This window comes from Nostoc parmelioides FACHB-3921 (assembly GCF_014696625.1).
Taxonomy (GTDB): domain Bacteria; phylum Cyanobacteriota; class Cyanobacteriia; order Cyanobacteriales; family Nostocaceae; genus Trichormus; species Trichormus parmelioides.
Genome location: NZ_JACJQL010000003.1, coordinates 99,324 through 124,827, shown reverse-complemented (window position 1 = coordinate 124,827; position 25,504 = coordinate 99,324). Strand labels below are relative to the sequence as shown.

General features: G+C 39.7%; 17 protein-coding genes. 7 read left to right on the top strand and 10 right to left on the bottom strand.

Annotated elements, in window-relative coordinates:
• Positions 1-151 precede the first annotated feature (151 nt).
• A complete protein-coding gene (locus H6G14_RS03910) occupies positions 152-1,147 on the top strand; it encodes a hypothetical protein (protein ID WP_190565830.1) in 996 nt (331 codons plus the stop codon).
• Between the two features lie 129 nt (positions 1,148-1,276).
• Here H6G14_RS03910 and H6G14_RS03905 read toward each other — a convergent pair whose 3' ends face one another.
• The 4 genes from H6G14_RS03905 to H6G14_RS03890 form a co-directional block, all read right to left on the bottom strand.
• Positions 1,277-2,446, bottom strand: coding sequence for a homocysteine biosynthesis protein (locus tag H6G14_RS03905; RefSeq protein ID WP_190565829.1), 1,170 nt, complete (start codon positions 2,444-2,446; stop codon positions 1,277-1,279).
• A 299-nt stretch (positions 2,447-2,745) separates the two neighbouring features.
• Entirely contained in the window at positions 2,746-3,174 is a 429-nt protein-coding gene (locus H6G14_RS03900; RefSeq protein WP_190565828.1) for an ATP-binding protein, read from the bottom strand.
• 3 nt (positions 3,175-3,177) lie between these two features.
• Entirely contained in the window at positions 3,178-4,851 is a 1,674-nt protein-coding gene (locus tag H6G14_RS03895) for a SpoIIE family protein phosphatase (RefSeq protein WP_190565827.1), read from the bottom strand.
• 169 nt (positions 4,852-5,020) lie between these two features.
• Positions 5,021-5,740, bottom strand: a complete 720-nt coding sequence (locus H6G14_RS03890) for a response regulator transcription factor (protein ID WP_190565826.1) — start codon at positions 5,738-5,740, stop codon at positions 5,021-5,023.
• 815 nt (positions 5,741-6,555) lie between these two features.
• On the opposite strand from H6G14_RS03890, the gene H6G14_RS03885 reads away from it, so the two are divergent.
• The gene (locus tag H6G14_RS03885) at positions 6,556-7,308 is read left to right on the top strand and encodes a WecB/TagA/CpsF family glycosyltransferase (RefSeq protein ID WP_190565825.1); all 753 of its coding nucleotides are present in this window, start codon (positions 6,556-6,558) and stop codon (positions 7,306-7,308) included.
• Between the two features lie 208 nt (positions 7,309-7,516).
• Complete coding sequence (gene ftsE, locus H6G14_RS03880; RefSeq protein ID WP_190565824.1) at positions 7,517-8,263, top strand: cell division ATP-binding protein FtsE; 747 nt, start codon at positions 7,517-7,519, stop codon at positions 8,261-8,263.
• A gap of 146 nt (positions 8,264-8,409) precedes the next feature.
• Here ftsE and H6G14_RS03875 read toward each other — a convergent pair whose 3' ends face one another.
• Positions 8,410-9,174: an armadillo-type fold-containing protein gene (locus H6G14_RS03875; RefSeq protein ID WP_190565823.1), complete on the bottom strand. Its 765-nt coding sequence runs from the start codon at positions 9,172-9,174 to the stop codon at positions 8,410-8,412.
• A 275-nt stretch (positions 9,175-9,449) separates the two neighbouring features.
• A complete protein-coding gene (locus H6G14_RS03870; RefSeq protein ID WP_190565822.1) occupies positions 9,450-10,052 on the bottom strand; it encodes a hypothetical protein in 603 nt (200 codons plus the stop codon).
• Positions 10,053-10,564: 512 nt separating this feature from the next.
• Between H6G14_RS03870 and H6G14_RS03865 the strand changes: the two genes are divergently transcribed.
• Positions 10,565-11,464 (top strand): alpha/beta fold hydrolase, encoded by a 900-nt coding sequence (locus tag H6G14_RS03865; RefSeq protein WP_190565821.1) that lies wholly within the window; start codon positions 10,565-10,567, stop codon positions 11,462-11,464.
• A 552-nt stretch (positions 11,465-12,016) separates the two neighbouring features.
• On the opposite strand, the gene H6G14_RS03860 is transcribed toward H6G14_RS03865, so the two are convergent.
• Together H6G14_RS03860 and H6G14_RS03855 are read right to left on the bottom strand one after the other, a co-directional pair.
• Entirely contained in the window at positions 12,017-14,731 is a 2,715-nt protein-coding gene (locus H6G14_RS03860) for a hypothetical protein (protein WP_190565820.1), read from the bottom strand.
• A 203-nt stretch (positions 14,732-14,934) separates the two neighbouring features.
• Positions 14,935-16,134: an MFS transporter gene (locus H6G14_RS03855; RefSeq protein WP_190565819.1), complete on the bottom strand. Its 1,200-nt coding sequence runs from the start codon at positions 16,132-16,134 to the stop codon at positions 14,935-14,937.
• A gap of 775 nt (positions 16,135-16,909) precedes the next feature.
• On the opposite strand from H6G14_RS03855, the gene H6G14_RS03850 reads away from it, so the two are divergent.
• The 3 genes from H6G14_RS03850 (at position 16,910) to H6G14_RS03840 (ending at position 20,804) form a co-directional block, all read left to right on the top strand.
• Positions 16,910-19,471, top strand: coding sequence for a CPBP family glutamic-type intramembrane protease (locus tag H6G14_RS03850; protein ID WP_190565818.1), 2,562 nt, complete (start codon positions 16,910-16,912; stop codon positions 19,469-19,471).
• Between the two features lie 690 nt (positions 19,472-20,161).
• Complete coding sequence (locus H6G14_RS03845; protein ID WP_190565817.1) at positions 20,162-20,509, top strand: Mo-dependent nitrogenase C-terminal domain-containing protein; 348 nt, start codon at positions 20,162-20,164, stop codon at positions 20,507-20,509.
• A gap of 22 nt (positions 20,510-20,531) precedes the next feature.
• Positions 20,532-20,804, top strand: coding sequence for a cupin domain-containing protein (locus H6G14_RS03840; RefSeq protein ID WP_190565816.1), 273 nt, complete (start codon positions 20,532-20,534; stop codon positions 20,802-20,804).
• Between the two features lie 404 nt (positions 20,805-21,208).
• On the opposite strand, the gene H6G14_RS03835 is transcribed toward H6G14_RS03840, so the two are convergent.
• A complete protein-coding gene (locus H6G14_RS03835) occupies positions 21,209-23,614 on the bottom strand; it encodes an NACHT domain-containing protein (protein WP_190565815.1) in 2,406 nt (801 codons plus the stop codon).
• Between the two features lie 588 nt (positions 23,615-24,202).
• The gene (locus H6G14_RS03830; RefSeq protein WP_190565814.1) at positions 24,203-25,366 is read right to left on the bottom strand and encodes a hybrid sensor histidine kinase/response regulator; all 1,164 of its coding nucleotides are present in this window, start codon (positions 25,364-25,366) and stop codon (positions 24,203-24,205) included.
• Positions 25,367-25,504 lie beyond the last annotated feature (138 nt).

The following is a 25,504-nucleotide window of genomic DNA, read 5'->3' as shown; positions in this document are numbered from 1 at the left end:
ATGACGAGTCTAGCGTCTTTAAAATTATATAGAGCGTTTTCGTGTGATTTTGTGAAAAGCCAATATACTTTCATCAGCCACACAAGCGCTCTTTCTCGATGCTTTAGTAAAATCCCATAATTGGGATGTGTCTCCGCCGCAAGGAGTTTTTATGACTTCCGACCTGATGCCTTCGCCTGAATCTTCCAACTCTTTTGCCTCAGATCAGCCTCAAACTAAAATAGAGGCGGCCGCTAATATTCATATAGCAGCACCCCAGTCCTCTAAGCCTGAAAATTCGTCACTCAACACTAGTGAGAATGCCACAGATGAGAACTTAGCCGATCGCCAGCAACCAATTCCACCTCCCAGTGAACCAATGCAATACAGAGCCATTGGTTTAGTCCGGGGTCGTTACCGTGCCAGCGATGAACAATTTACGCAAGGTATCTTACTGACTACAGATGGCGTAGAACTCAACGCCGTCCTCCTGGGTCGGATTATGAGCCTAGTCAAAAATCATCTAGACCTAGAACAAGACCATTTGTGGGTAGTTTATCCCCGCACAAGGCAAGAAAACGACACTCTGCATATCCAAATCGTCGGCGTTTGGGAACCAGAAAATCTGGCTAAACATTCGACAGAAGAAGATGAGCAAGATGCGCTTTCACAAGAAACCATACCCGAAGAACCAGAAGCAGCTACGAAAGCCCCAGCGCCTTCATCCAATATTCCTGATGGCGGTTTTTCTGTCCGTGGTGAAGTAGTTTATCAGTCTTTCGATGCTAAAAGCTTAGTTGTCAAAATTAAACAGGCTCCACGTAAACCAACTGATAAGCCCAAATATTTCAAGTTGAAACTGCGTGGTGTGTTAACCACCAAAGCTGTAGGGAAGTTTTGGGACTTCCAAGCCAAGCGAGAAGGTGACGTTCTGGTAGTACAAACGGCAGAAGCGATCGCCGACTTGCCCAAAAAACGCAGGCCACCGTTTAAAGGCGGCGGCGGTGGTGGCCCCCGTGGTGGTTTCAGAAAACCATTCCCCCCCAGAAGACCAGGAGAAACGCCCCGCCCAGTCAAGAAAGTCGGCGGCGAAACTTCTGCGGTTTCCAAACCCCAACCGAAAGCACCGGTTCCCAAGCCGGTGAAGAAGCCCAAGCCGACGGAGTAGGGCAAGGGGGTAGGGGAGTAGGGGGGCAGGGGAGCAGGGGAGGCAGGGGGAGAATTTACTTCAAAATTTTCACCCAGTCCCCAGTCTCCAGTCCCCAGTCCCCAATCCCCAGTCCCCAATCTCCAATCCCTAAAAATCCGTCCAACGGTCTTGAGGCAGAAACGAACGTTCTTTGGGAATCGGGGCTACTGGTTCTGTGAGAGTGAAACTACCTGCCTCAATCCACTGTTTTAACTCTAAGGCTACCTGTCGAGCTAGAAACATACTCGCCAAGGGAGCAGCTCTCACGGTTTTGCCCTCGATGGTGATACGCCCAGACTTAAGTTGGGCGTAACTCACCAAACCAAATGTGGGACGAACGCGCCGAGGAATGGAAAAGTCTACTATTGGCGCGACTAAATCTTGGTCTTGAACTGCACAGTGTTCTACAACCTCTTCATTTAACACCGGCAGTGGGACACCTACGCCCAACATCAGCGAAGGGCCATAACTTTTGAAATAACAACCCCGCACCCAACGAGCATCCATTTGTTTGGCATCACCAATTAAAGCTAAAGTTGCAGCCGGGCCAATGGGCGTTTGATTAGCTAAACGCTTTTGTAAGGGAAAGTGTTGAGTCCCTTCCCAAGCCACATAACCGATGCCACCACCTAAGAAAATTCTTGTGCCAATACCAACGAGTTGTAAGTTTGGGTCATTGAATAGGGGAGAAATTGCCCCAGGGTTGGAGTAAACAGCATTACCTAAACGTGGTTGTAAGGGGCCGAGATAAGTATGAAGTGGGCGATCGCCTCCATTCACGCCTACGATAAAATTTTGATAGAGATTACGCGGATTGAATAAATAAAACTGATTTATCGTGTCGCGGGTAATTGTTGTTTCAAAACTCGCTCTCGGATAACAATCAGTTACCTGTCCTTGCGCCCTGACGTGTATGGGTTTACCTGCAATTAAATCTTCGATCACATGACCGCCGCCACGTTCTCGGACTTCTTCGCCATCCATCACGTCTACAGCACAGCTAGCACCCAGGTATAAATCAACAGCCCCAAAACCACTGTATGCTGGAACGCCATCTAACCAGCAACGGCGAATTTTGATTGGTGGGTCAGTGTGTCCGAGATTGAGAATAGCGCCAGTTGATTCCATCGGTTCAAAAGTGCCAGTAGTAACTACGTCAACTTCTTGAGCAACTTTACTCACACCAACTTCTAAAACTCTTGCTTTTAATTCCTCAACCGTCAGGACTATCGCCGTTTTACGGTCGATTTTCTCGTTAATTTCCGCAATAGTTCGCATTTTAAATGTAGCGGATAGACATTTCAATTATGATGCAGTATGCCTGCCAGGTTACTGATTGAATCAGCTTAGCAAACATAATTCAATCACCTCAATCAGAAATGTACACCAGCCAGTTATAGATTTACCAATATTAGTATTAATGCTAAGAAATAGAATTCGGCATAAATATTTAATTTAGCCAAATTTAAATATAGAACTCCTATCTGGTTGTCGTTGGTGTAGCCTGCAATATGGGTTGATAAATCCCAGTGAATAAGTTAATTTACAAATCAGATTTTTAAATTACCAAACCAGCATTAATTATTAGCTAATTCCGGTATAGTAGCTTCTAACTTGAGACAATTAGCCCCATCAACTTGCAACTGATATTCTACTTTATCCATTAAGCGATTCATAATTAGCCAACCGTAGCCGCCTTCTTGCCTATCATCAGGATTGGGTGGGAAGTAGGTAGACATATCAAAACCTGTGCCGTAGTCCCAAATTTCCAAAGCAATATCTCGTTCTTTAAATTCCAAGCGTAGTAAGACAGGCAAATTTGGTTGCTCTTTGTGGGCATGGCGTACAACGTTAGAGTAGGCTTCTACTAAAGCCAAACGTAAGCGACTAGACTGTCTTGACCAATCAACAGATTCTCCGAACTGGATTTTCAAGCATCCCAATAACCAGTGTTCCACTATGTTTAAATAGTTCAAGTCGCTTGGTACATGAAGCTCACTTTTCATAACTTACAAAACCTCCAGAGAGAGTATAGTTTGATCGTCTTCTTGAACGTGATTATCTGCCTGAATACGTGAGAGTAAATGGTTGAGGGATAGTGGTTGAGGCTCTTGTTGTAGGAGTTGCCACAGACCATCTTGATTCAGCATAGAATGAGTTGCTGGCTGAACGCCACCCACGGGTTTTACTGCTTCTAACAAAGTATTTGATACCATCGCTTCCGTGATACCATCGCTGGCTAACAGCAATGTATCTCCGGGTGCCAGAATTAAACTACCCGACTTAGCCTGCCATTTCGGTAAAATGCCTAATGGTATGCCTCTCACTGTAAGATAGTTAGGTTTTTCTGGGGCGATTTGATTTGACCAAACCAGGGGATAAATGTGTCCAGCATTTGCATAGACTAACTCTCTAGTGGTAGGTGTATAACGAGCTAGCACAAAAGTAATAAAGCAATTGTTACTAATTAAGTCATCACACAAGGCATGATTGAGATTGTGTATAACTACATTGGGTTCGGCTGGGATTTCTTGGGCTAATTCCCGTCTTAATACAGAAATTGCACTAGCCATAAATAAAGCAGCAGGTACGCCTTTACCGGAAACATCGCCAACGGCTAACCACACATCACCTTTGGTGGGGTGGACAAAGATTTCAAAAAAATCGCCTCCTACTTCTCTGGCAGGATAGCAGCAAGCTTGTAATTTTGCGCTTTTTATTTCTGGTAGGGTTTGGCGTAGTAAATTATTTTGAATTTGCCGCGCCACTTCTAACTCAGCACTAATTTGCTGTTGTTTTTCTTGCAGGCGTTGGTAGAGTTTTGCTTGGGAAACAGCTAAAGCTGCTTGTTCAGCCACACCCGTAATTAATTGAATGTCTTCGTCTTGCCAAGGATGCTCTCGTCCCCATTGGTAAAGAGCCAAGACAGCTAACAAGTGCTGTTGGTAAGATAGGGGGACAACCAAATAGTTACAGGGATTATCATTGTATATATCTTGGGCAATTTGATAATCACCGGTTTCGAGTACTTGGGCAATTAAAGTAGTGGGATCAAAGGCGCTATCGGGTAAGTTGTATGCTGGATTTTGATAATAAAACTGATTTGCAGTGAGGCGATTGTTTTCTACTGGTTTGAGTAAACAACAAGTAGCTTCAAAGGTTTGCCCAATGGTAGCTGCGATTTTTTGCAGCATACTCTCATAATCCAATGACTCTCGAATTGCTGTGGTGACGGCGTTAAATAAAGATTCTCGCCGCAAAGACCGACGCAATTCATGAGTGCGCTTTTTGACCAACCGATATGTATCAGTAGCTTGCTCAACTAAATTCTTTAGCCGTTCAGGGTTCCACGGTTTGGTGATGTATTTGAAAACTTGACCAGAGTTAATGGCTTCTACCAAATCTTCCACATCTGTAAAACCAGTAAGTAAAATCCGAATGGTGTCGGGAAATTTTTCTACTGTCAGGCTGAGCAATTCGGTACCGTTCATTTCAGGCATTCTTTGATCTGAAATAATTACAGCCATTTCGCCTTCTTGAGCCAGAATTTCCAAAGCTTTCCGGGCATGATTAGCTTTATATACGTGAAAGTCTCGCCTAAAAGTACGGTAGAGTAAATCTAAGTTATCTGGCTCATCGTCTACTACCATGAGCTTCAGTTTTTCTACCTTAGTTTCCGTCATATTTGACTTGCTTTTTCGGATACTAAAAATTAGCGAGATATGGCAACTGTTATCTCACTGAGTCGTTAAAAGGCGTTTTCAGAAGTAATCTTTGATTAGAAGCTTACTTTCCAGACAAGTATAACTTTACTCTTAGAGTTATTGGTAAATCTTTAAATCGCTAGTAAATTTAACCCACTAATCCAGAGCGTAAGGCGCGGACAGCAGCTTGGGTGCGGTCATCAGCGCAGAGTTTATTGAGAATATTGCGAACGTGGGTTTTTACAGTGCCGACTGTGATGTAAAGGCGTTCAGCGATGACCGCGTTACTACAGCCTTCGACAATTAGCTGTAATACTTCTAATTCTCTTTCCGTCAGGGTATAGGAGTCGATAGTCTCTGAGTTATCTTCGGTTTCTGAGTTTGTGAAAGAATTTTTCGCTTCTGTTATGGTGGTTACTGGTTTTGGAGACTGTTGTTGTGCTTGTTGTAGTACAATTCTGGCGATCGCTGGATCAATCCAAGCGTTGCCATTATAAGTTACCCTGACTGCTTCCAGTAGATTATCAAACCTAATATCTTTCATACAGTAAGAATCAGCCCCAGCTGCGAAAGCTGCCAAAACTGCTTCTTTGTTATCACGCAAGGTTAAAATCAATACTTTTGTTGGTAAGTCTGCGCCGTTACTGATTGATTTTAATTCCTTTGTTAGCTCAATTCCGTCTTTATCTGGCAAACCGATATCAACGATCGCAATATCTGGTTGTACCTTTTTTAACATATTTAGTCCTTCTGTTGCATTGGCAGCTTCTCCTACAACTTCAATTTCTTCTTTTTGTAGCAGTGCTGTCCGAATACCCACACGGGTGAGATCATGATCCTCAATCAGCGCAATCCGAATTTTATTCATAGTCAATTTCTACCCGTCACGCTAGCTTAACTTCAAAATCGTATTTATCGGAAATTTTTCATAGATACAGTTTTCAGCAGTTACCCAACAATAAATATAGAATTTCTCGTCATGTAGTCTTGTGCATGGGTGTATGACTAATACACGCTCTCATGAAAACCTTACACTTAAATCATCAAATCGGATAGCTATATCTCAAATATAAGCACTCTGTCTAAATCGACGCATTTAATTCTGCTTTCTATTTTGGCAGGTGTCAGGCTCAAGCAGGACTTACGCACCCAGATTTTCTTTTGAGACCGGGTGTAAGGGTGTAAGGGTGTAAGGGTTTCAAGCATTTATTTTGAATTTTGTAGCTTTAGCTTCCCGAAAGGTCTTTTGAATTGATTCATACCCCTATACCCTTCTCCAAACCCTTGACCTTTCGTTTTCATGCGTAAATCCTATCAAGAGTATAAATACACCTCAGCTAGCTCTGGAATTGTTGATTACAGCAAAAAATTTTCGTCTTTCAGATATCTTCACGGAAACTAGCCTGTTCTGTTTGTTAACTATCTTATGTAGTTTTTTCATCAATCATAAAGAACCAAGTTAATTTTTTTAGCGATTTGTCAAAAATCACTGATAAAAGCTTACTTAAGCAGTATAAGCTGTTTTTATTATCCAAAATAAGCAAAATTAGGGTTTTATTTTGCATCTGGGGTTGTCTTAGAAGGCTTATTTGGATAAATTTACCCCCCTGTCAGCCTAGAGGCAACCTATTAAAAAATTTGATAAACTATCGTCGAGAGAATCTGGTGTGAGGCTAAAGGGCTATGTTTCCATCATCTAAAGTGTTTTCAGTACTGGGAATTCCAGTTCATGTAATGAGTGACTATCCGAGTTGGTTACTGGAATGCCTGCGATACGGGAAAGGCGCTCATGTAGTGACACTCAATGCGGAAATGACAATGCAGGCGCAGCAAAATACATCATTGAACAACATAATTCAGAATGCTGAATTAGTAATTCCTGATGGTGCAGGAGTGGTGATGTATTTGCGGTGGCTTTGTTGGCAAAAAGTCCAGCGCTGTCCGGGAATTGAACTGGCGGAAACTCTGTTAAAAGCAATCGGTCAAGAGCAAGCAGATAAAACTGTATTCTTCTATGGAGGAGCGCCAGGAGTAACGGCACAAGCGGCGAATGATTGGCAGCAAAAAATACCTAGCTTGAATATAGTAGGTACTCACTCCGGCTACCATTCTGCACAAGAAGAACAACAACTACAACAAACTCTTGCCCAATTACAACCACAGGTAATTTTGGTTGGTTTGGGTGTTCCACGACAAGAATTATGGATTGCCCAAAATCGTCATTTGTGTCCTCAAGCCATTTGGATTGGTGTTGGTGGTAGTTTTGATATTTGGTCGGGAAGCAAAGATCGCGCCCCCGCTTGGTTGGCTAATAATAATTTGGAATGGCTATATCGTTTATATAAAGAGCCTTGGCGTTGGCGGCGAATGTTGGCTCTGCCTCAGTTTGCCGTGAAAGCTTTTGTTTACCGTTTGACTATGAAGGGTGCGATTTAGTACTTATCTAACCTAAATGATAGTATTTACGCCATTTTGAAGATTACAAAAATTTTGAGTTTCGGTTTTGGGATTCCCAGGCATGATTTGGGAATCCTTATTTTTAAGTTAATACTGTTCAGAAAAGGGTAAATCTGCCGAGCTAGGCGGGAAAGAATGAAAATTACACTGAACAGTTAGTTGCCTATTGCCTAAGGAAAATTGAGTAATGCCCCTATTAACGAATCCAGTCACTGCCGAACAGGCTATTTATGAAAAAGCAAGTCCAACCCAAGAGGAAAGTGCTAGTACCGATAATATGGTGCAGTTAAACGGGGTGACCAAAACCTATGGTAATGGTTGCCATGCTTTGCTGGATATTAATTTAGAAATCAAAAAGAAAGAATTTTTATTTATTACAGGGCCTAGTGGTTCAGGGAAGTCAACTCTGCTAAAACTTTTGTATGGCGAGGAGTTACCCACCCAAGGAGAGGTGATTGTTAATGACTATAGTGTTACAAATCTACGGGGCGATCGCTTATCATTATTACGCCGACGTATTGGCATTGTTTTTCAGGACTACAAACTAATTCCCCAGCGAACAGTGGCAGAAAATGTCACTTTTGTCTTGCAAGCTCAAGGTTACACCCGCAAGGAAATTCACAGGCGTTTAGAACCTACACTCAAATTAGTGGGTTTGCTTTCTAAGGCTGACTGTTTTCCTGATCAACTTTCTGGAGGAGAACAACAACGGGTAAGTATTGCACGGGCGATAGTGGGAACACCGCCCTTAATATTAGCTGATGAACCTACAGGCAATCTCGACCCTGATAACTCTTGGCAAGTGATGCAGATTCTACAAAAGTTAAATGCTTTTGGGGCAACTGTGATTGTTACTACTCACGATGAGCAATTGGTACGTCGGTGTAATCGGCCTATAGTTCAGGTTCGGGATGGTAAATTGTATCGTAAATAGTCAGTTGTCAATAGAAGAGAAGTTGTATAAGCTAATGCGCGTCTCGATTGCATAACTATTAATAAGGGCTGTTAACTGTTGACCGTTGACAGTTAACAGCTATCATGATGGATTGTGCAACTTAAAAACAGAATAGCTGACAACGTCTAATGAGAAACTCTTGCTTTAATTTTGGATAAAGGTATCAGAGTTGGCAAAGGACTAGATTGTAATGGTTGTGATTGCTCTAGGGCTTGCCAGCTATCCAAAGCCGCCTCTCTAACTATTGGCTCTTCTTCACGAGCCAGTAGCAGTTGCAAGCATTGGCTAATCTCTCGTTGCAGTTCCGAATCAATTTGTTGAGTGGTGATGATTTTAGTTAATCGGCGTAAAGTAACCAACCGCTTTAGGGAGTCTGTTTCTGTAAGATTGAGGAACAGCTGCTCAAAGTTTTGTTCTTCTTTACCTGCATAAGATTTGACAAGCTGCCATATAAGTAAAATTATAGTTAACAATGTCCCTAATCCTTGAGCGATCGCCCCAGTAGCTATCCAAGGACTAGGAGAGTCAGCCAAAATTGACGCGGCCATATAAGTACTGATAGTACTTAGCCCACCACCACCTACAGCTATGACTAATCGCCGATTTGGGCCACTAAAAAACCTTTGAATTTCTACCCAACGTAATTGCCAGTCCCATTTTTGCATTGAGTAGACTAATAACATTACGCCAATACCAACCAGCAGAGCCAATAGTAGTTTCCAGTTCCATAGCAGCATCGCCACAATAATTATCAGCAAGCCTAGAAGACCGCTTGGCTCTGAGAGATGCTGAAAAGTCCGCCGCTTGGTGGCTTTAGTCTTAAGCTCTGGAAGCGGCCAGTTGGGCATCTGGTTGATTAATTGCTGCCAAGAAGACAAAGCCTTTACCACAGTGTTTACCTACCTAACATTACAAGATTGTCTAATGTATAAGTTGTGCTTGGTATAAGGACAGGATGACTTAGGCTGTTTACTAGTAGTGAGGCTGAATTTTCACTAGTCACTCAGGACTTCTAACGTTTTATCAGCTCACAGTCTTGCCATACTAAGCATTCGTGCTTTCCCAATACCAAATACTGTAAATCGACAATCAATAATACTCTATAAGAATACCTGGGTTGAAGTGGATCAAGCGATTTTGCTACTAAAATTGCTCTTGGTTGTTTTTAAACGGAGAAACGAAATTCGCTCAAGGTGAATTGACCATCAAATGCACAGAAGGTAACAGAGTGGATGTTCTCAACTGTGACAGATAATAAAGTGTTAGGAGGTAAGGCTGAGTCTGAGTTGGCAAGATTGGCGCTGGGAAGTATACTTTGAGCTAATAACTGGCGATCGCGATCGTAAGCAGAAAGTACCAACCTCTGTGAACTAGTGACACAAGCGCTTACTTGGTTCACAGGACGCAAGAATGTCGCTTCCAAAAATCCACTTTTGGGCGCACCCATCAACACTGTTAAGCCGGAATTAGTGGGAAAAGCTGGGTTTGATGGTTGTATGGCTAGTGAATTCTGAAAAGTCACTCCCCAACGTTCATACTGATGGTCTACGACTTCAAAGCACTTTAAGTCTTCTAAGTTCAGACATATACAGGTTTGTGCATCTATCGTACTAACGTCAATTCCTTCTTCCGATTGGCTCCGTTTAACTGAAGCTACAATTTGTTTCTGCTCATCAAATTGATTACGTGCAAATTTAATATCTTCAAATCTTGGTATTTTATCCGTTTGAAGAGTAGCCTGCTTGACCACAACACCCCGCCTTACCATTACCTAGAGAATCACAAAATTAATGATAGTTACTTGTTTTATGTGCTAACAAATAAAACATAACTATCGTTTATGAGCGTTGCAGATAGTTTTACACACTCATAATTTATCCGTAAGTTTTCTGTAGACTACCACAAAAAATTGATCCCCAAATATTACCTAAGTGATTCTCGCTACCAGGAGGAAATTTTAGTAAACCTTGCTATCCGGTAATTATAGGCAAAAAGTATTTTAGATGATGAAAAAAAAATTACTGAATCTTTACAAGTAAGCCAGTGATTTTACATCTACTTAATCTGACGCTGGCTAGAGGTGTCATAATTCTTGGTTCATCGATAATAGCAATTGTAAGAGGCAGAAGGCAGTCCCGATGAAACAGGTTTCACGGCCAAACAGGAAAGATGTCTTTTTCCTACATTCTTATACCCCTACACCCGTTTTAAGTCAGGAGAGCGGGAAAAAAAGAAAACTAATGACAACTGACAACTAACCAATGACTAATAACTAACACTATGTTTCCAGCACCGGGATTTGAGCAACGCTCCATAATTACTTCACTAGGTAAGATGGTGTATTACACTGCCACTGGGTCGCTTTGGCAGGACAATGAGAAGACCGATAACCAAGAAACTTTGGTGTTTCTGCATGGATTTGGAGGCGGGTCTTCTGCTTATGAGTGGTCAAAAGTGTATCCCGCTTTTGCTTCAGGGTATCGCGTATTAGCGCCAGATTTAATTGGTTGGGGTCAATCGGAACATCCAGAGCGCAATTATCAAATTGAAGATTATTTAACGACTATTCGAGAGTTTTTTGAGCGGACTTGTACGGGGCCAGTGACAGCGATCGCCTCTTCTCTCACCGCAGCATTTACAATTAGAGTAGCGATCGCACATCCCGATTTATTTAAGTCGCTCATTCTTGTTACACCAGCCGGGCTGTCTGATTTTGGCGAAAACTATTCCCGCAGTATTTTTGCTCAAATCGTTAGTATTCCTCTTCTGGATCGCTTACTATACAGTACTGGAATTGCTACTAGTGCAGGTATTCGTAGTTTCTTAGAACAACGGCAATTCGCCCAAGCTAACCGAGTATATGACGAAATTGTCGAAGCTTATTTACAATCAGCCCAACAGCCCAACGCTGAGTATGCAGCATTATCATTCGTTCGGGGTGATTTATGCTTTGATTTATCCCTCTACATTCAACAGTTAAAGACCCCCACAGCCATTGTTTGGGGGCAAAAGTCTCAATTCACTGGGCCAGAAATTGGCCGACGTTTGGCCGAACAGAACCCCCAAGCGATTCGAGTGTTTCAAGAATTGGAAAATGTCGGATTAACTCCACAATTGGAACTACCAGCAGTGACAATTGGACTCATTGAGAAATTCCTGCCTTTACTTAATAGCCATTAACGGCTCTCATTCTGCTCTCCGCCTCTTCTCCCCCCATTGACATTTTGGAAATATTCTGAAAGATAGAGGCTGATTACCTCCGGGTATATCTTTTTTCGGTAAATTTTTTCAAAAAAACTGTGTTGGCTGTTACAATATTGTTAAGAAAAGTTGCCCGTTGCATTTTGGGAATACGCAGCCGGGTTTTAACTCTATATGAGAAGACAACGCTAAAAGAATCAACTGGGCCAGCTGTGGGAAGCTGGTCTTTTTTTCCGTACGTAGAAGTTCGAGCTATGGTCGTCTTACGTGGTGTCTTGCAAAAATAAAATTACCAAACCTTAACAATCATACAGGAAATTTTCAGTAATTTCCACATATTTTCTAATTTTATTCATTTGAATAGACTATGGTTTGTCAAAATTAGTATCTTTTTATTCTGTGGTAAAACACTAAAAAAAGCTCGACCCATAAGAGGATAGAGTTTTGCTCGATTACCTACAAGGAAGGTGTTAAATCAGAAGTAAAATAACTGACAACTGACAACTGACACACAGAAAAATAAACTCAGTATCAAAATCGAAATCCTCCTTCAAAACGAACCTCAAATCTGTCTCCACTCATTCCAATTCGAGACTCCCAAAAGTTATTACTACCAGGAGTATTATGCTGAATGACCAAGCCATAAGAGAAATTAGAATCTCGATTTCTTATGCCTTTGTCAATATTTCGGAAATTTTGTAAATAAGTACCAACAGACCAATGAGGATTTATTCTTTTTAGACCATCGAATGTATAGAAAACTTCATCTCTAATTTCTATGGAAGTGTTAAACTCTAAACCTGTATTGAACCCCAATTTTCCCTGAATAAATCCTAGCGGTGTCAGACTAGATTGATTATCTAAAAGTAGAAGGGCTGTAGATAGAGAATAGTTTAAGTTTCTATTTTGGTGAGAGAAAAAGTAGCTGAAATTTAGGTAAGCCGGATTCTGAGAATTAGCTGCGCTGTTCCAGGAAAATTGCAAAGATGGAATGTGGTTAGTAATACTTCTGGTTTTTCCATCTGCATCAAATTCTATATTAGTGTTGATAAAATTCAACACTCCATTAGTGTAAATACCTAGCATTGGTTCTTGAATACCAAAATTATTTGTGATATTAAATGCACTATCTGCCTGCAAATTAAACCAGATTCCAGAACTAAGACTGTAATTCCATTTCCCAGAAGAACCAGCCCATAAAGCTTCTATGGCGGGTAAAAATAAATATCCCCCAAAAGTTTGTAAATAAGTTTTTATTTGACCATCTTGGCTTAATTCAATGCGGTCAAAAGCAATATCAAATGTACGAATATCGATAGGAACAGATGTTATATTAGCTGAGTTCCAATCTTGAACATACTGCTGACCGTCAGGAGCAGTTAAAGTTACTCGCGTAGCCAAGGAGCGGTTGGGTGTTTGTTGTGAAGAGAAAGGTACATTAACTGATGTTAAACGACCAAAACTATTATTAGATACGTCGGCTTTAGAAATGAAAGTTTTACCTTCATTCCAAGTACGCTTTCCATCAATTAATTGAACTGCTCGCTGATGATTACCAGTCCGAATTTGCCATAAACTCGAACTATTAGGTGTGATAGTGCTAGGAAAAGTCAATTTTCCTGAAACTTGCTCTAAACCACTAGTACGGTTACTTAAAAATAAGGTTCTATTCAGTACTTGGTTAATTTTTCGTCTTTGTTCTGGTGTGGATTTTGAGTCTAAATTTGCAAAACTCTCTTGCCTAGATAATCTTTCTTTGGCTTCTTGCAAACTCGCATTTAGATGGGGAAAGTCAATCAAGTTAAAAACACCACCTATTAACATTCCTAGTGTAGAGTTAGCTGTTTGCAATTCGTCTATTTTTATTTCAGAGAATGACAAAGATAAGGAAACTCCAGGATTACTAGAAATATTAGTATAGGTCGCCTTAGGCTCTAAAGAGTCATATTCTAATAGTGTCCGACTATGAGAAAGGCTAAAATAAAATCTGTGCCAGTCGTGTTTATTAATTGTATTTCTGATTCCTAAATTACTGCGTCTTTCGCCTAGAGAAACCCAATATAAAGAATTTAAGTAATATAAATTTCGCTGATTTTCACTGATGGAGCTATTGAGTAAAATATTGAATAAATCAAAGTTACCGAATTGCTCTCTGTTACCAACTTTAATCCCCGGATTAGATGTAATTACAGGAATAAATCTAGTTCTTTGCCTAGTTAAAGGATTTCCCCACACAAAGCCTGCTTTTTTCAAAGTTTCTTCAGGAATTACGGTTCCGCGAGTCAGACCTACTTCTCCTAATAATGGCTGTAAATCACTTGTGGGAAAATTTTGTAATATTAGAGGATCTTTTTCTGTCGTCACTGATGAAATGCTGGGAACAATAGAAGTTATAGAATTATCTGCACTACTTCTATTAATATTAATAGGAGCAGCAGTAACGCCTACAGGATTATTAACTTCCGCCGCCACTGATTCGACAGCGAATTGGTTAATCCCAATTTCGTCTATGAGTTCTTGAACACCTTGGGGAAGTGAAAAAACTGCCTGCATACCCCAAAGTCTCTGAGTTAATCTAATGGTTTGTCTCGTGACACTATCGTTTGATTCTCCTTGATATACGATTCCATTCTGCCAACCTTTAGTTTCTACAACGACCCGATTACCTGGTAATATCCAATAAAGTTGATCTTGTTTGGGAAACTCAGCAAAGGTAAATCTGTTAATTACAGGGTCTTCCGCAGAAAATTTAGTTGATAAATCAATATATCTTGTATCTTGTAGAGGATTAAAAGTCGAGGAATAAAAACTAAAGTTATCTCTGGGATCAATTATCCAAGGGTATTTAGTGGCGCTATTACTCAGTGCATTTAATATAAATAATTCTAAATCTTTTTTTGATAAAGCTGGAGTGATATTTTGCTGAATAGGGGTTTCATCTTGCTCAGAGTTAGTATCTGGTTTTCGGAGCGGATTAATTAAAGTGGGAACATTTATTTCATTGGGATTAGGAAAAACTTTTTCTGGCTCATTAGCTAGGGTTGGTGTAACGTTCTTATTTCGCCAAAGCAAATAGTCAACAGATATTACTTTTGATGCTTCCTCATAATTATTATTATGTTCGATTAAATCGATATTTCTTTGAGTTTTAGCATTTACTCGGCTTACTAATAAATAATTTATCAATAAAGATGTGAGTATTACTAAATTAATGGGTATTTTCCTATAACTAAATACGATATCCACCTATTTAACATACTCTATTTCAATAATTACTTTTAACGTAATTGTGAATATGTTGATGGGAAATTTCAATAGATAAAACTGAAATGTATTTTTAACTATTCTGAAGTTGTGAAATGTATTAAATAACAAAGTATCTTTAGGGTGGGCATTGCCCACTCTACTTATATTCCAGAAATCAAATATTATTGGTGGTTTTTAAAAAATTAATAAGGAAATATACGAAATCTTCTGCTTAAAAGAATACAAATACTTACTAATACAAAAGCAAATTCAGCTAATAAAAAAGCGCCTATAGATGTGTTTCCTAGTTCTTTGATGAACAGAGAAACTATGGCTGTACCGCCGGCACTACCACCAAAATATAGTCCTGTACCCAAACCTGCACGACTGGGGTGAACCTTACTTAACACTAAGGGAATTATACTGATAAACACTAAACTGAAGCTAATACCAAAGGCCAGGATGAAAGCGATCGCCAGTTTATCGCTGTCATTTAATAAGGCTAGCCCCATTAAGGCTGTCATTGCACCCAAACCTAGTAGCATAGATTTATTTGCGCCTAATTGTGATGTCAAGTCACCCAAAGGAACAGAGACGATCGCCGAGACTAACAAAATCGCAGAAGCAATAAACTCTACTGTCAGGTTAGGCAGTTGTATTTGTAATACTTGGGGAAATATTGATAAAAGTAGGTTAAGTTCAATTCCTGTCCCTAAGCCAATGATGAAAATCAGGATAAACATCTGCACAGAAGTTTTAGCTGTTGGTTCTAGGTTGAAGCTAGAGATGTGCAGCGAATGTTTAGGTGTGAATAATTGCAGAATATATGCTGCCAAAATTAAAGCGATCGCCCCCACAAGAAAGGTGATAGATGCACCCATGTTGTCGAGGAGGGTGTTCAAAACTGGACTGATAGCGCCTATCATTCCCAAGACGAACACTAATACTGCATTCGCTTGGGGTAACTCGCTTTTAGGGGCAAATTGCGTTAAAAGTGCGATCGCTGGGGCGCGGAAAATAATTATGGCGATGACCCAAACAGTCATCAACATCGGTACAACCCAACGTATACCTATCGGTAAATTTTGTTGAACTAACAGTGATACAGCTACAAAAATAACCCCAGCTAAGACTACCCCTATACTAATCATGGGTAAACGACTACCCAAACGCTGCTGAATGCGATCGGACAATCCACCAATCATCGGTTCGATCACAGCTATTAGTAACCCTTGCCATATCCCCAACCAGCCAACCAGTCCGACAAATTCCAATTCCTCTAAAATCCTCGGTTGATAAAACTTGTAAGCCATCCAACTGAAGATGATGGCAGCTAATAAAGCGGCTAATCCCCAAACTTGTCGCCATAAAATTTCGGGGCGGGTATTGACAGAGTTAACCATGATTTTGCCGAAATCTTCTAGATTGGTTGTGGAATTGTATGACAAATTCCCTGATTAAAATCGCATTCAAAAATGCAGAATTTTCTGCTATTTGTACAATTACTCATTAACCCGTATAACATACTAATGCTCAGACTGCTAGTAAGAATGTAGTAAATAATTCACTCAGTAACTCATACCATCAATTGAATTTACCTAATAAATCTCTATTGATAACTTGACTGCTTACAGTAATTTCCTTTTTATGACTAGTGACGAAAAATACTCTTATTTTTATGATAAACATTAATAAATATGGTTTTTACGTAGAAGTAGCTGTTTTTATTTAGGCATTATTTTCTACATAAGCACCTAAATTGGCTATCTTTTTTAAGTTGTATCTGTATGAAAAATAACTTATGGTGTCGTTGCAAATACTATTAATAATATTGTCGAAAATTTAATTACATTTTTATATCTAAGGTTTTCATGTTTCAGCATTTCCCTATATGCTTAAGTACTAATATATAAACATCAGATTATTCTTGATACATGAGACACTTAAAATACTGAATAAATTCAGTATTTGTAGTTTTTCAACATCACAAATAAAAATTTTATCGAAAGTAGCTTTGTTAACAGTTAATAGTCCAATTACCCATGACCAAAATCCCTATGCTCTTGTGGGTGAGGATTTGGTAATTTTGGTATCATAACTGCCAGGAAAGCTTGAGTATCGTCTTACACTTGCGGCTATATCTGATATAACCAATCTCCAAGGTACGATTTGACAGCAATGCAAAAAGAAAAACCGTCGAACAAACAACGGTTGCAACAGAAGACGAAATTACGATTGGGGATGTTCGTTGTTTTATTACTACTGAGTGCGATCGCTGTTTTGCTGTTTTACCCGCGAACATCTACGGTGGAACATAAGCCATCAAGCAATTACGCCATTCACAAACGGCAAGACTTCAATCAATCACAGTTTTATCCCTTAAATCAAACTGTTAATCCCGACCTTTATCAACCTATAGACAAATGGGTAGGTAGATTAGTATTGCCAAATCAGCAGCAAATACAGCCGGGATCAGATTGGGTATGGATGGAAGTCCAACACGCGCCACCAGAAACACAAAATTTAGTAGGTAAAGTTGTGCGTTTGGAATGGCTAAACAAGCCAGAGTCACAGTCTTACGTACAAGCTGTGCAACAAGATATAAGTTTTACTGATGAAACAAGGGAAAGTCAAGCCAAGGGGATTATTCACCCATTTCGCCTTGATGGTCGTCTGCAAGTAGGGCCTTTGCAATCCCTCGCTGGTGCTAGGCCGAAGGATGATGTGATCGTCACCTTAGACGATGGTCAGTTAGTGAAAGGGAGTGATAATCAGCCACGTCTGCAAATTGCCCACGAACCTGTAATGGCTACCGGTAGATTTTATGGTTTAGTAAAAATCCTCAATCCAGAACCAGCTAGTAGTCAATATCCTGCGTCACCGATTTGTCCTGGAACTTCCCCTTGTCCCAGTGATTTTTTTCGCGTGCGTCATTACAATCGAGTCTCCGGTAACTTCGATGGAGTGGAAGAAACTGTGCGGATTCCCCAACAAGTAATTGATACGCGCAATATTCCACCATCTACCCCCAGGGAAATGGAAAAATCCCCCGCCGGACAAGCGGGTTGGTATATTTATGGCGCAAAGAATACTCAAGGAATTTTTGTGGTTCAGGGGATAGTACCGCGATCGCTCTTAAAAATCCAGCCGCAACACGTAGTTTTAGGAGAACAACCGGGGTTAACCTACATAAAAAACCAGAATTGGCAGATTTCACCCCAAGATAAAGGTACAATCCGGACTGTTTTACTTGATCCCAGCACCAACCAAGACCAACTAGCCCCATCTAATTGGCAAGAAGGCGATCGCGCCATAGTCCTGCATAACTTTGGTGGTATTGGTGGTAAAAAAAGTGAAGGTAGCACAGCATATACAATCACCGGACACTTCGCCTTTGGACTAGCGCAAGTAGTTCGTGATCCCATCACCAAAGAATTACAATTTGCCATTGAGTATCAACAAATTTACGCCAATAACTCAGACGGGATCATTGCGGGGAGACATTCTTGGGCAGATTACATGGGGAACTTACAATGGGGATGGGCAGCCACAAGACCCATTTCTGATGTATTAATTAAGTTTGCACCAGTCACCCAAGACTACAATTTTGACGGGATCAAGCTTTCTCCCGTGACAGAATTTCAGCGACAATTGCAGATTATGATGGCACGCTATCGCACAGGTGATGGTACTGGTAGCGCCACGGTTACTCCGGCGACTTCTTGCGTCCAAGATGCCAGCCAAGCACTATATATCGCCATTCAAGTAATTTCTCAGCAAGTAGCCTCAAACCCAGCCATTCAGCAGTGGTTGAGTAATCATCCCCATGATCCCCAAACTGAACGCTTTGGACAGCTAGTGAGATTGAGTTCAGACTTGCAACGCCAATTAACTCCCTTGGGGATCGTCCGTGCAGACTGGAAAAGTCACGCAGATTATCTCACAGGCATTGGGGATGGGACAGAACCTTTTCGTGATGGCGTTCTGCCCAGCGTAGCTGATCGCAGTCCTTGGGCAGCCTTGACAAGTTGGCGGACGATGGTACCCAGACAAGCACACGATGAAATCGCCGCCTTATTTTTCAGACATGGTGCCAAACTCTGGTTTCTACGCACCAATCAAATCGGCGGTGAAAATCCCGATATTGCCCCCGTAGCACCGACATTGGGGTTAGGAGAAATCACCATACCTTTTACCAACATTGCACCTATACCCATTTTGTTAAACCGCCTACTGGCATCTTTGGTAGTACCAGAAATACGAGATTGGCTAGTTGCGGGGATCACCGTCTTCATATATGGTGCGATCTCCTTACCTTTAGGCTGGCTTTCTGGTTTTTTGTCTTGGTGTTTCACCTCTACCAATCCTCTCCACCAACTAGCGATCGCATTACGAGTAATTATCACACCTGCGATCGCTGAGGAATTAGTCTTCCGCGTATTACTCCTTCCTCATCCTCTAGAAGTAATTAACTGGTATGGATGGACATTATGGGCAGGATTTATCTTACTGCTGTTTATTCTCTACCATCCCCTAAACGCCAAAACCCTTTACCGGGTTGGATTTCCGACCTTTTTTCACCCAATATTCCTAACCTTAACCGGACTTTTAGGATTGTGCTGTACAATAGCCTATGCTTTGACAGGTTCTCTATGGGCGATCGTCCTCATCCACTGGATAGTAGTACTAGTATGGCTGTTAGCCTTGGGCGGCAGAGAAAAGTTGTTAATTAGTCAATAGTCAACAGTCAACTATCAACCGTTCTCTTCTTCTTCTGCTTCCCATTTCCCTAAGACATATTTTGTCTCTTTTAATTTTCAAATTTTCTTGCGTTTGGTTGTTAGTTTTACTGTAAAAAAGGGTATTTTCTGGTATGGAGGATGTCAGTTTATTCAGGTTTTGATAAAAAATAGACACAAGTACATTAGCTTATGCTTATCAGAGGATCACTGGGAACTTATTAAATAATATTCAGGTCAGTTTATGTAACCGATAAGACATTTTATTTGATACCCAATACCCTAAAATCAAGTATCCGTATAGTTTAACCCTTAGGAAATATAGCTATAGCCTCAGCAAAGAGTATTTTTGCTGGTAAACGTACATCTTAAGGTACTGTGTAGTTTCAGAACTGGAGATTTAAATTTAAGATATGAGATTGCTATCTCGAATATTAGCAATCAATAAGTTAAAGAAATACCACTTTTATATTTTCTTTGTTATTTTGTATTTAACGGGACAGTTCTTACTAATCTAGTTAAGTTTAAATAACAATCAGTCCCCCCTATTTACCTACAATATTCCTGAAAATTAGCTCTTTAAATGCTTTAATTGTCAATCCTCACAAATTCCTCATAATTTCAGGTTAAAGATTGTATGGTAAGTTGCAAAATAGCAAATAGTTGATTCTCTCAAAGGAGATTAAATATTATGACTGTGCTGAAAACAAAAGAGCAACATATTGTCCTGTCTGCTGTTATTCATCCCATTGGTAATCAGCCAAAAAATACTCAATCTAAAATTGATCCACTACAACCTTTACGTCAATGGATTGATGCACTAGAAATACAAAATCGTAAGCTAGCTCACTTTATAGCAAAATTGATTCCTGCTCAGTGTCCTTTTGAGCGTGACATTGTGGTATTTGGTCGGATTATTGCCCACATTCCCCCCATGTGTAAGCTCAATCCCCTGTATGATCAATTTGTTGGTTTACGTTTTCGTGCTTTGTGTTATTTAGTAGATAAGTGCGGAGAAGACATCCAGTCCTACTGCTAATTGTGAACCGAGAATAAACTATATGGAAATAAAAATTGAGCATCAACCTAGTCCAGAAATACTCCAGAAATTGGGTGTTTTCCAGTGGGGAATTTGGCAAAAAGAAATCTCAAAATTTCCTTGGACTTATGATACTCAAGAGACCTGTTACTTTTTAGAAGGTGATGTTATTGTTACGCCTCATGGCGGACAACCAGTACAAATGGGTAAAGGCGATTTAGTAACCTTCCCGGCTGGAATGTCCTGTATATGGGAAATTCAAAGCGGCGTGAAAAAACATTATTCCTTTGATTAGCGAAAAGTACAGCATTCAAGTCGGTTCCCTTCTCATCTCATCTCCTCTAATCTGAAGAATTTTTGGATTTCGTCGTTCAATTTCAGAGATTATATGGAGTTGCAGCGAGTGTTATAAGCTAGAGTGGCAGAATTGGTAATTTGCTTATATCCTTGTTTCTCAGAACTCGTAGCGACTCCATACCCTAAACAGTATTTTTAAAAATAAATAGTTTCATCTTCCAAGGCTAACAAGCATACCGCAAGCAGAACCCGCAGGGTAGACGCATTCCCTCAAAGTGTTCCCCTACCCCTACGGGGAAGCAAGCTACGCGTTAGTGTCTCCGCAGGAGAAAGCTAGAATCAATATTCTACTTTGTATAAAAGTCTACCGTGTCCAAAAGCTTCTCTTTACCCATACTTGGCCTACGTAATTACATTTAATTGATGTTGTTTAGCTAAAAATAAACTTGTCTCTAATTCATAACATAAAGTAGGTGAAATATCTCTAGCCAATTTTAGACAATCTATTAGTAATTTGCTGGCATCCCAATACTGTTGCAAATCTTGTAAGTCTTGTTTTCCGAACTGCCAATTAAGTCCAATCTTACGCTCATTAATCATCATATCTCGTAATTCTTCAGTCCATGTTTGTCCATTTGCTAGCCACCAAGCTTTTAAGTATTCTCTCCCTTGACTAAAAGAGGGTAACTGATTTCTAATATTTTGCAGTGAATTATTTAACGACACCTGATTGACTAATAAGTGCTTCAAGTCTAGAGCTAAATTTAAAGTAGATAACCTAGCAAAAAATATATCAGCCGTCATTGTCATACTTATCGTTAGTGCATTAGTTAAAGCCAAATCTAATGCTAAGTCTATAGACAAACTACCAGTAAACTGATGCTCTAAGGATATTGCTAAATCTTGGTTACAAGCTAAGGGATGCTCTGGAGGTAAAGCTATACTAAAGTAAAAAGCACGTACACTGGCAGGATGGTATACATAACCTACTTGAGCAGACTTGTGTTCTACCCATTGCATAAAATGATGTAACTTGCGATTTCCGACAACTATATTATCAATCTTTTCCTTGATTAATTTTAATAAATCATCTACTGGTTGTAGCATCCACACAACTAGCAAAAATACCTGATGCCATCGTTGTTCAGATAAATGGCTAACTAATTCTTGCAGCGTTTGATGATTAGCATTAGCTACGATTTCTCTAGCTATAAAATACTCTTGAAATATGAGATGAGAAAAAGAGTAAATTCCTTTTGCCCTTTCAACTAATAAACCATGCTGTAATTCAATTGTTTTAATGATTGCGGTACTCTCTAGTTCCAAAGCATCTGTATCAGTCATAGCGTTGCTTTGATGGACTAGATATTCAGTGATTACTTGCTGGAGTTTTGTTTCAGTGAGCAAATAATCCCTTTGATGAAAGCTAATTGCTGCTATGTGACTAAGTAGCTTGATTTTGTGCAGCAGAGATAAATTAGTCACAGTTTGATTATTTTGAATTCCTTTTACATCATCGTAGCGTATTAAGAGCATATCCAATGCTTGTTTATAAATATCAAAATGATGAAAAGGGAAATCTGTCGCAGACTGGAAGGCCAAACAACAAAGAATCAATAAAGCTGGTCTGTTAGCCAACTCAAGAAGACGATGATTTTCTTGTAGTTCGATTTTTTGTACAAATTTGTGTGCTAAAAATCTCGATTTTTCTGGAGAATTATTGGCGATATTCAAGAACCATTTATTAGCAAATGCTGTGATTTTTGTTGTGTCAAAATCAGCAATTTCCACCTCTGTAAAACCATGAAAATTAGAATAGCTTGCACCATTACGGCAAGTAATAACTATTTTATTTTTATAAAATTTTTGGATAAAGCTGTGAATTTTATTGATGTTTTTTTCATGGTTGTTGCTTATAAACTCATTTAAACTATCTAACAAAATTAAAGCTCTGCCATGAGATAATACAGCTTTCAATTCTCCTTCAGTAATGCCAAAATTCATCACATGGTCGAGTATATATTTAAATAAGCTAAGTTGCCGAAAGTCTTTAACATCTTCCGCAAAGTCTTTGAGATTGACAAAAATAGGTAAGTAATTTGGCTGAAATATTCCTTGAGCGCAGCTAAGAGCAACTGATTGTAAAAATGTGGTTTTACCTGAGCCTAATTTTCCCAATAATATCATTTTGGAATATTTTTGCAGAGCTTCCAAACCCCCAATCAATTTTTGGTCTCGTTGTGCAATAATGGGGTTATTAGTTTTATGAGAGCCTACTTTTTGTAAATCTTGAATGTCTAACCATCTTTTACTATAAATATCTTCATTTATGTTGACATCAATATAAATATCATTAAGTGAAATTGGTCTAGCAATATCTAAAAGATGTAATGTGCTGCATTGGGAATGGATTTTTTCGTGATGAAGAGAGCGTAATTTTTGTACCAAAAAATTAATATCTAGTAGGCTATCTTCGTCACATTCTAAATATAAATAATTTTCAACGGATTGTTGGTAAATTTCTGCTGTCTCCAGTTCTAGCGCAAAGCAAATATCATTAAAGACATGACGATCTATAGGTTTACCAGTAAAAAATTTCCATATTGACTGACGTGTTTCTAAACCAACTTCCGCCGCCAGATATTCTTGTGTCCATCCTTTGCGCTTAAAAGCCTGCTTTGCTTTTCTAATACCTTCAGCAGAGGCTTGGAGCGATCGCTTTGCCATGACAACAATTTGTCCGTTATTATACAAAATATACAAGTTATATACTAACTTATACAAAAACCCCAACGCGATCGCAAACATCCGTTGTACATAATAGAACTTGAGTCAGCCAAATCTACATACCCAACTAGCTTACGGCATTGCCCAAAGAGCCAATCGCAATCTGAGCAATGCTTAAGCTTTTACTAAAGACAGTAAGGAGTAGTTCATTGGCTAGTGCAGTTTTCCCTAAAGTCCTGTTTCTGCGGTGTAAGGCTCCTGCCGTAAGCATATTAGCCCCTAATCTTGTGTTCGCTGCAAATACTTAACTGAAACTAAAATAGGATTCATACTTAATCTCTGAAATATACGTAGGGAAGCAACTGCCAAAAGGGTTCCCCTGTTCGGAGGTAGTGGCGTTGGACAATGCCCGCCCCACAGATAAGGTAATGCGCGTCTAAATTGCATAACTACATAATCGGTGCTGTTGAGTGTCAACGGTCAACTCTCCGGGTGAGGCAGTTCGCATACCCTACGGGAAGGCATTCCGCCTATGACGAAAACCGCCTTGGCGCAGCCTCTGTCTCCGACACGCTCTGCGAACGTAGAGAAAACTGCAACTGCCTCACAGTCAACAGATATCACTATGGATTGTGCAACTTAAAAGCAAAATAGCTCACTTAAATTTTTTCAATAATCAAGTCGGATTCCTATAGTTGACGATTTTTGATAGTACGTATTGTCAAAGTAATCTTCCTTTCGCTGGCTACATGGTAGTACTACCTGCACAATAGTTTTTTCTTGTGGCTTGCTGTGAATTTTTAATTTGCCGCCATGTAGTTCGGCTATGCGTTTAGCAATAGTTAAACCTAATCCAGAACCTTGCTGCTCATAAAGTTTGCGTTCAAATTGCTGATACGCTCCTAATTCGGCAATTTGCGCTGCCGTAATTCCTCGTCCATGATCGATGAATGATAAGATTAAGCAATTGTTAATAACCTGACTTTTGATTTGAACTAGGCTACCTGGAGGAGAAAATTTGAAAGCATTATCTAATAATTCTTCTATAATTTTAGCAATCTTAGCTGTGGAAATCATTATACTACAAGGATGTAGTTCTAACCGTAAATCGCCTTCTCTTCCTGCTTTTTTCGCTTTTTCGCTAATGATTTCCATTAGTGTTAGATTAGGAAATATGGTAGTTTGACTTTGCAGCAATTTAATTTGCTGGGGGTCAGTTCCCATAACTTCTAACTCTGCATATATTAAAAAGTTTTGAATCAAGCCAAATAGACGTTCACCAGATAGATAGATAGATTCTGCCATTTCCTGGATTGCTTGCGAATCAAGACTATCACTCTCTTCCATCAGAATTTGAGAAAAGCCTAATATCCCATTTAAAGGTGTTCGCATTTCGTGAGGCAAAGATAAAGTAATACTGTTGCGTAGATTATCTAGTTTTCTTTGATTCTCTTGTTTAATTGTGATATGTTTTTCTAATCGACAAGCAATAGCTGCTAATAGCTCTGCTCTTGTAAAAGGTTTGATGATATAATCATCTGCTCCCATTTCCATACCTTGACGGAAATCATTCTTATCAGACTTAGCAGTTAGAAAAATTAAAGGAATTATGGCCGTTTCTGAGCGTTGGCGTAGTACCTTTAAAACTTCATATCCATCTAGTTCTGGCATCATGACATCGCAAATAATTAAGTCAGGAATTTCTTCTTGAGCTAATTTCACACCAAGGAGTCCATTATGCGCTTCAAGTATGTTAAATCCTTCACCTTCCAACAAATCTAAGATATTTTGGCGTACATGGATATCATCTTCAATAACCAGAATTTTATTCATATTTGCCAACAAAATAAATTTTAAATAATTGCATAAGATTGTATGGATAACTACTGATTTTTGTTTATAAAAAAATTATCAAAAAACAATTATTACTATATCTTAGTAATTGTCAAGTTAACGTTTTGTTCACGGTAG

What these genes read in the sequence shown, in the direction of transcription:
- H6G14_RS03835 (WP_190565815.1), bottom strand. Translation starts at nt 23,614, where the DNA reads ATGTTTGCGATCGCGTTGGGGTTTTTGTATAAGTTAGTATATAACTTG.
- H6G14_RS03870 (WP_190565822.1), bottom strand. Translation starts at nt 10,052, where the DNA reads ATGGTAAGGCGGGGTGTTGTGGTCAAGCAGGCTACTCTTCAAACGGAT.
- H6G14_RS03830 (WP_190565814.1), bottom strand. Translation starts at nt 25,366, where the DNA reads ATGAATAAAATTCTGGTTATTGAAGATGATATCCATGTACGCCAAAAT.
- H6G14_RS03855 (WP_190565819.1), bottom strand. Translation starts at nt 16,134, where the DNA reads ATGGTTAACTCTGTCAATACCCGCCCCGAAATTTTATGGCGACAAGTT.
- H6G14_RS03865 (WP_190565821.1), top strand. Translation starts at nt 10,565, where the DNA reads ATGTTTCCAGCACCGGGATTTGAGCAACGCTCCATAATTACTTCACTA.
- H6G14_RS03900 (WP_190565828.1), bottom strand. Translation starts at nt 3,174, where the DNA reads ATGAAAAGTGAGCTTCATGTACCAAGCGACTTGAACTATTTAAACATA.
- H6G14_RS03895 (WP_190565827.1), bottom strand. Translation starts at nt 4,851, where the DNA reads ATGACGGAAACTAAGGTAGAAAAACTGAAGCTCATGGTAGTAGACGAT.
- H6G14_RS03910 (WP_190565830.1), top strand. Translation starts at nt 152, where the DNA reads ATGACTTCCGACCTGATGCCTTCGCCTGAATCTTCCAACTCTTTTGCC.
- H6G14_RS03845 (WP_190565817.1), top strand. Translation starts at nt 20,162, where the DNA reads ATGACTGTGCTGAAAACAAAAGAGCAACATATTGTCCTGTCTGCTGTT.
- H6G14_RS03885 (WP_190565825.1), top strand. Translation starts at nt 6,556, where the DNA reads ATGTTTCCATCATCTAAAGTGTTTTCAGTACTGGGAATTCCAGTTCAT.
- H6G14_RS03840 (WP_190565816.1), top strand. Translation starts at nt 20,532, where the DNA reads ATGGAAATAAAAATTGAGCATCAACCTAGTCCAGAAATACTCCAGAAA.
- H6G14_RS03890 (WP_190565826.1), bottom strand. Translation starts at nt 5,740, where the DNA reads ATGAATAAAATTCGGATTGCGCTGATTGAGGATCATGATCTCACCCGT.
- H6G14_RS03850 (WP_190565818.1), top strand. Translation starts at nt 16,910, where the DNA reads ATGCAAAAAGAAAAACCGTCGAACAAACAACGGTTGCAACAGAAGACG.
- H6G14_RS03905 (WP_190565829.1), bottom strand. Translation starts at nt 2,446, where the DNA reads ATGCGAACTATTGCGGAAATTAACGAGAAAATCGACCGTAAAACGGCG.
- ftsE (WP_190565824.1), top strand. Translation starts at nt 7,517, where the DNA reads ATGCCCCTATTAACGAATCCAGTCACTGCCGAACAGGCTATTTATGAA.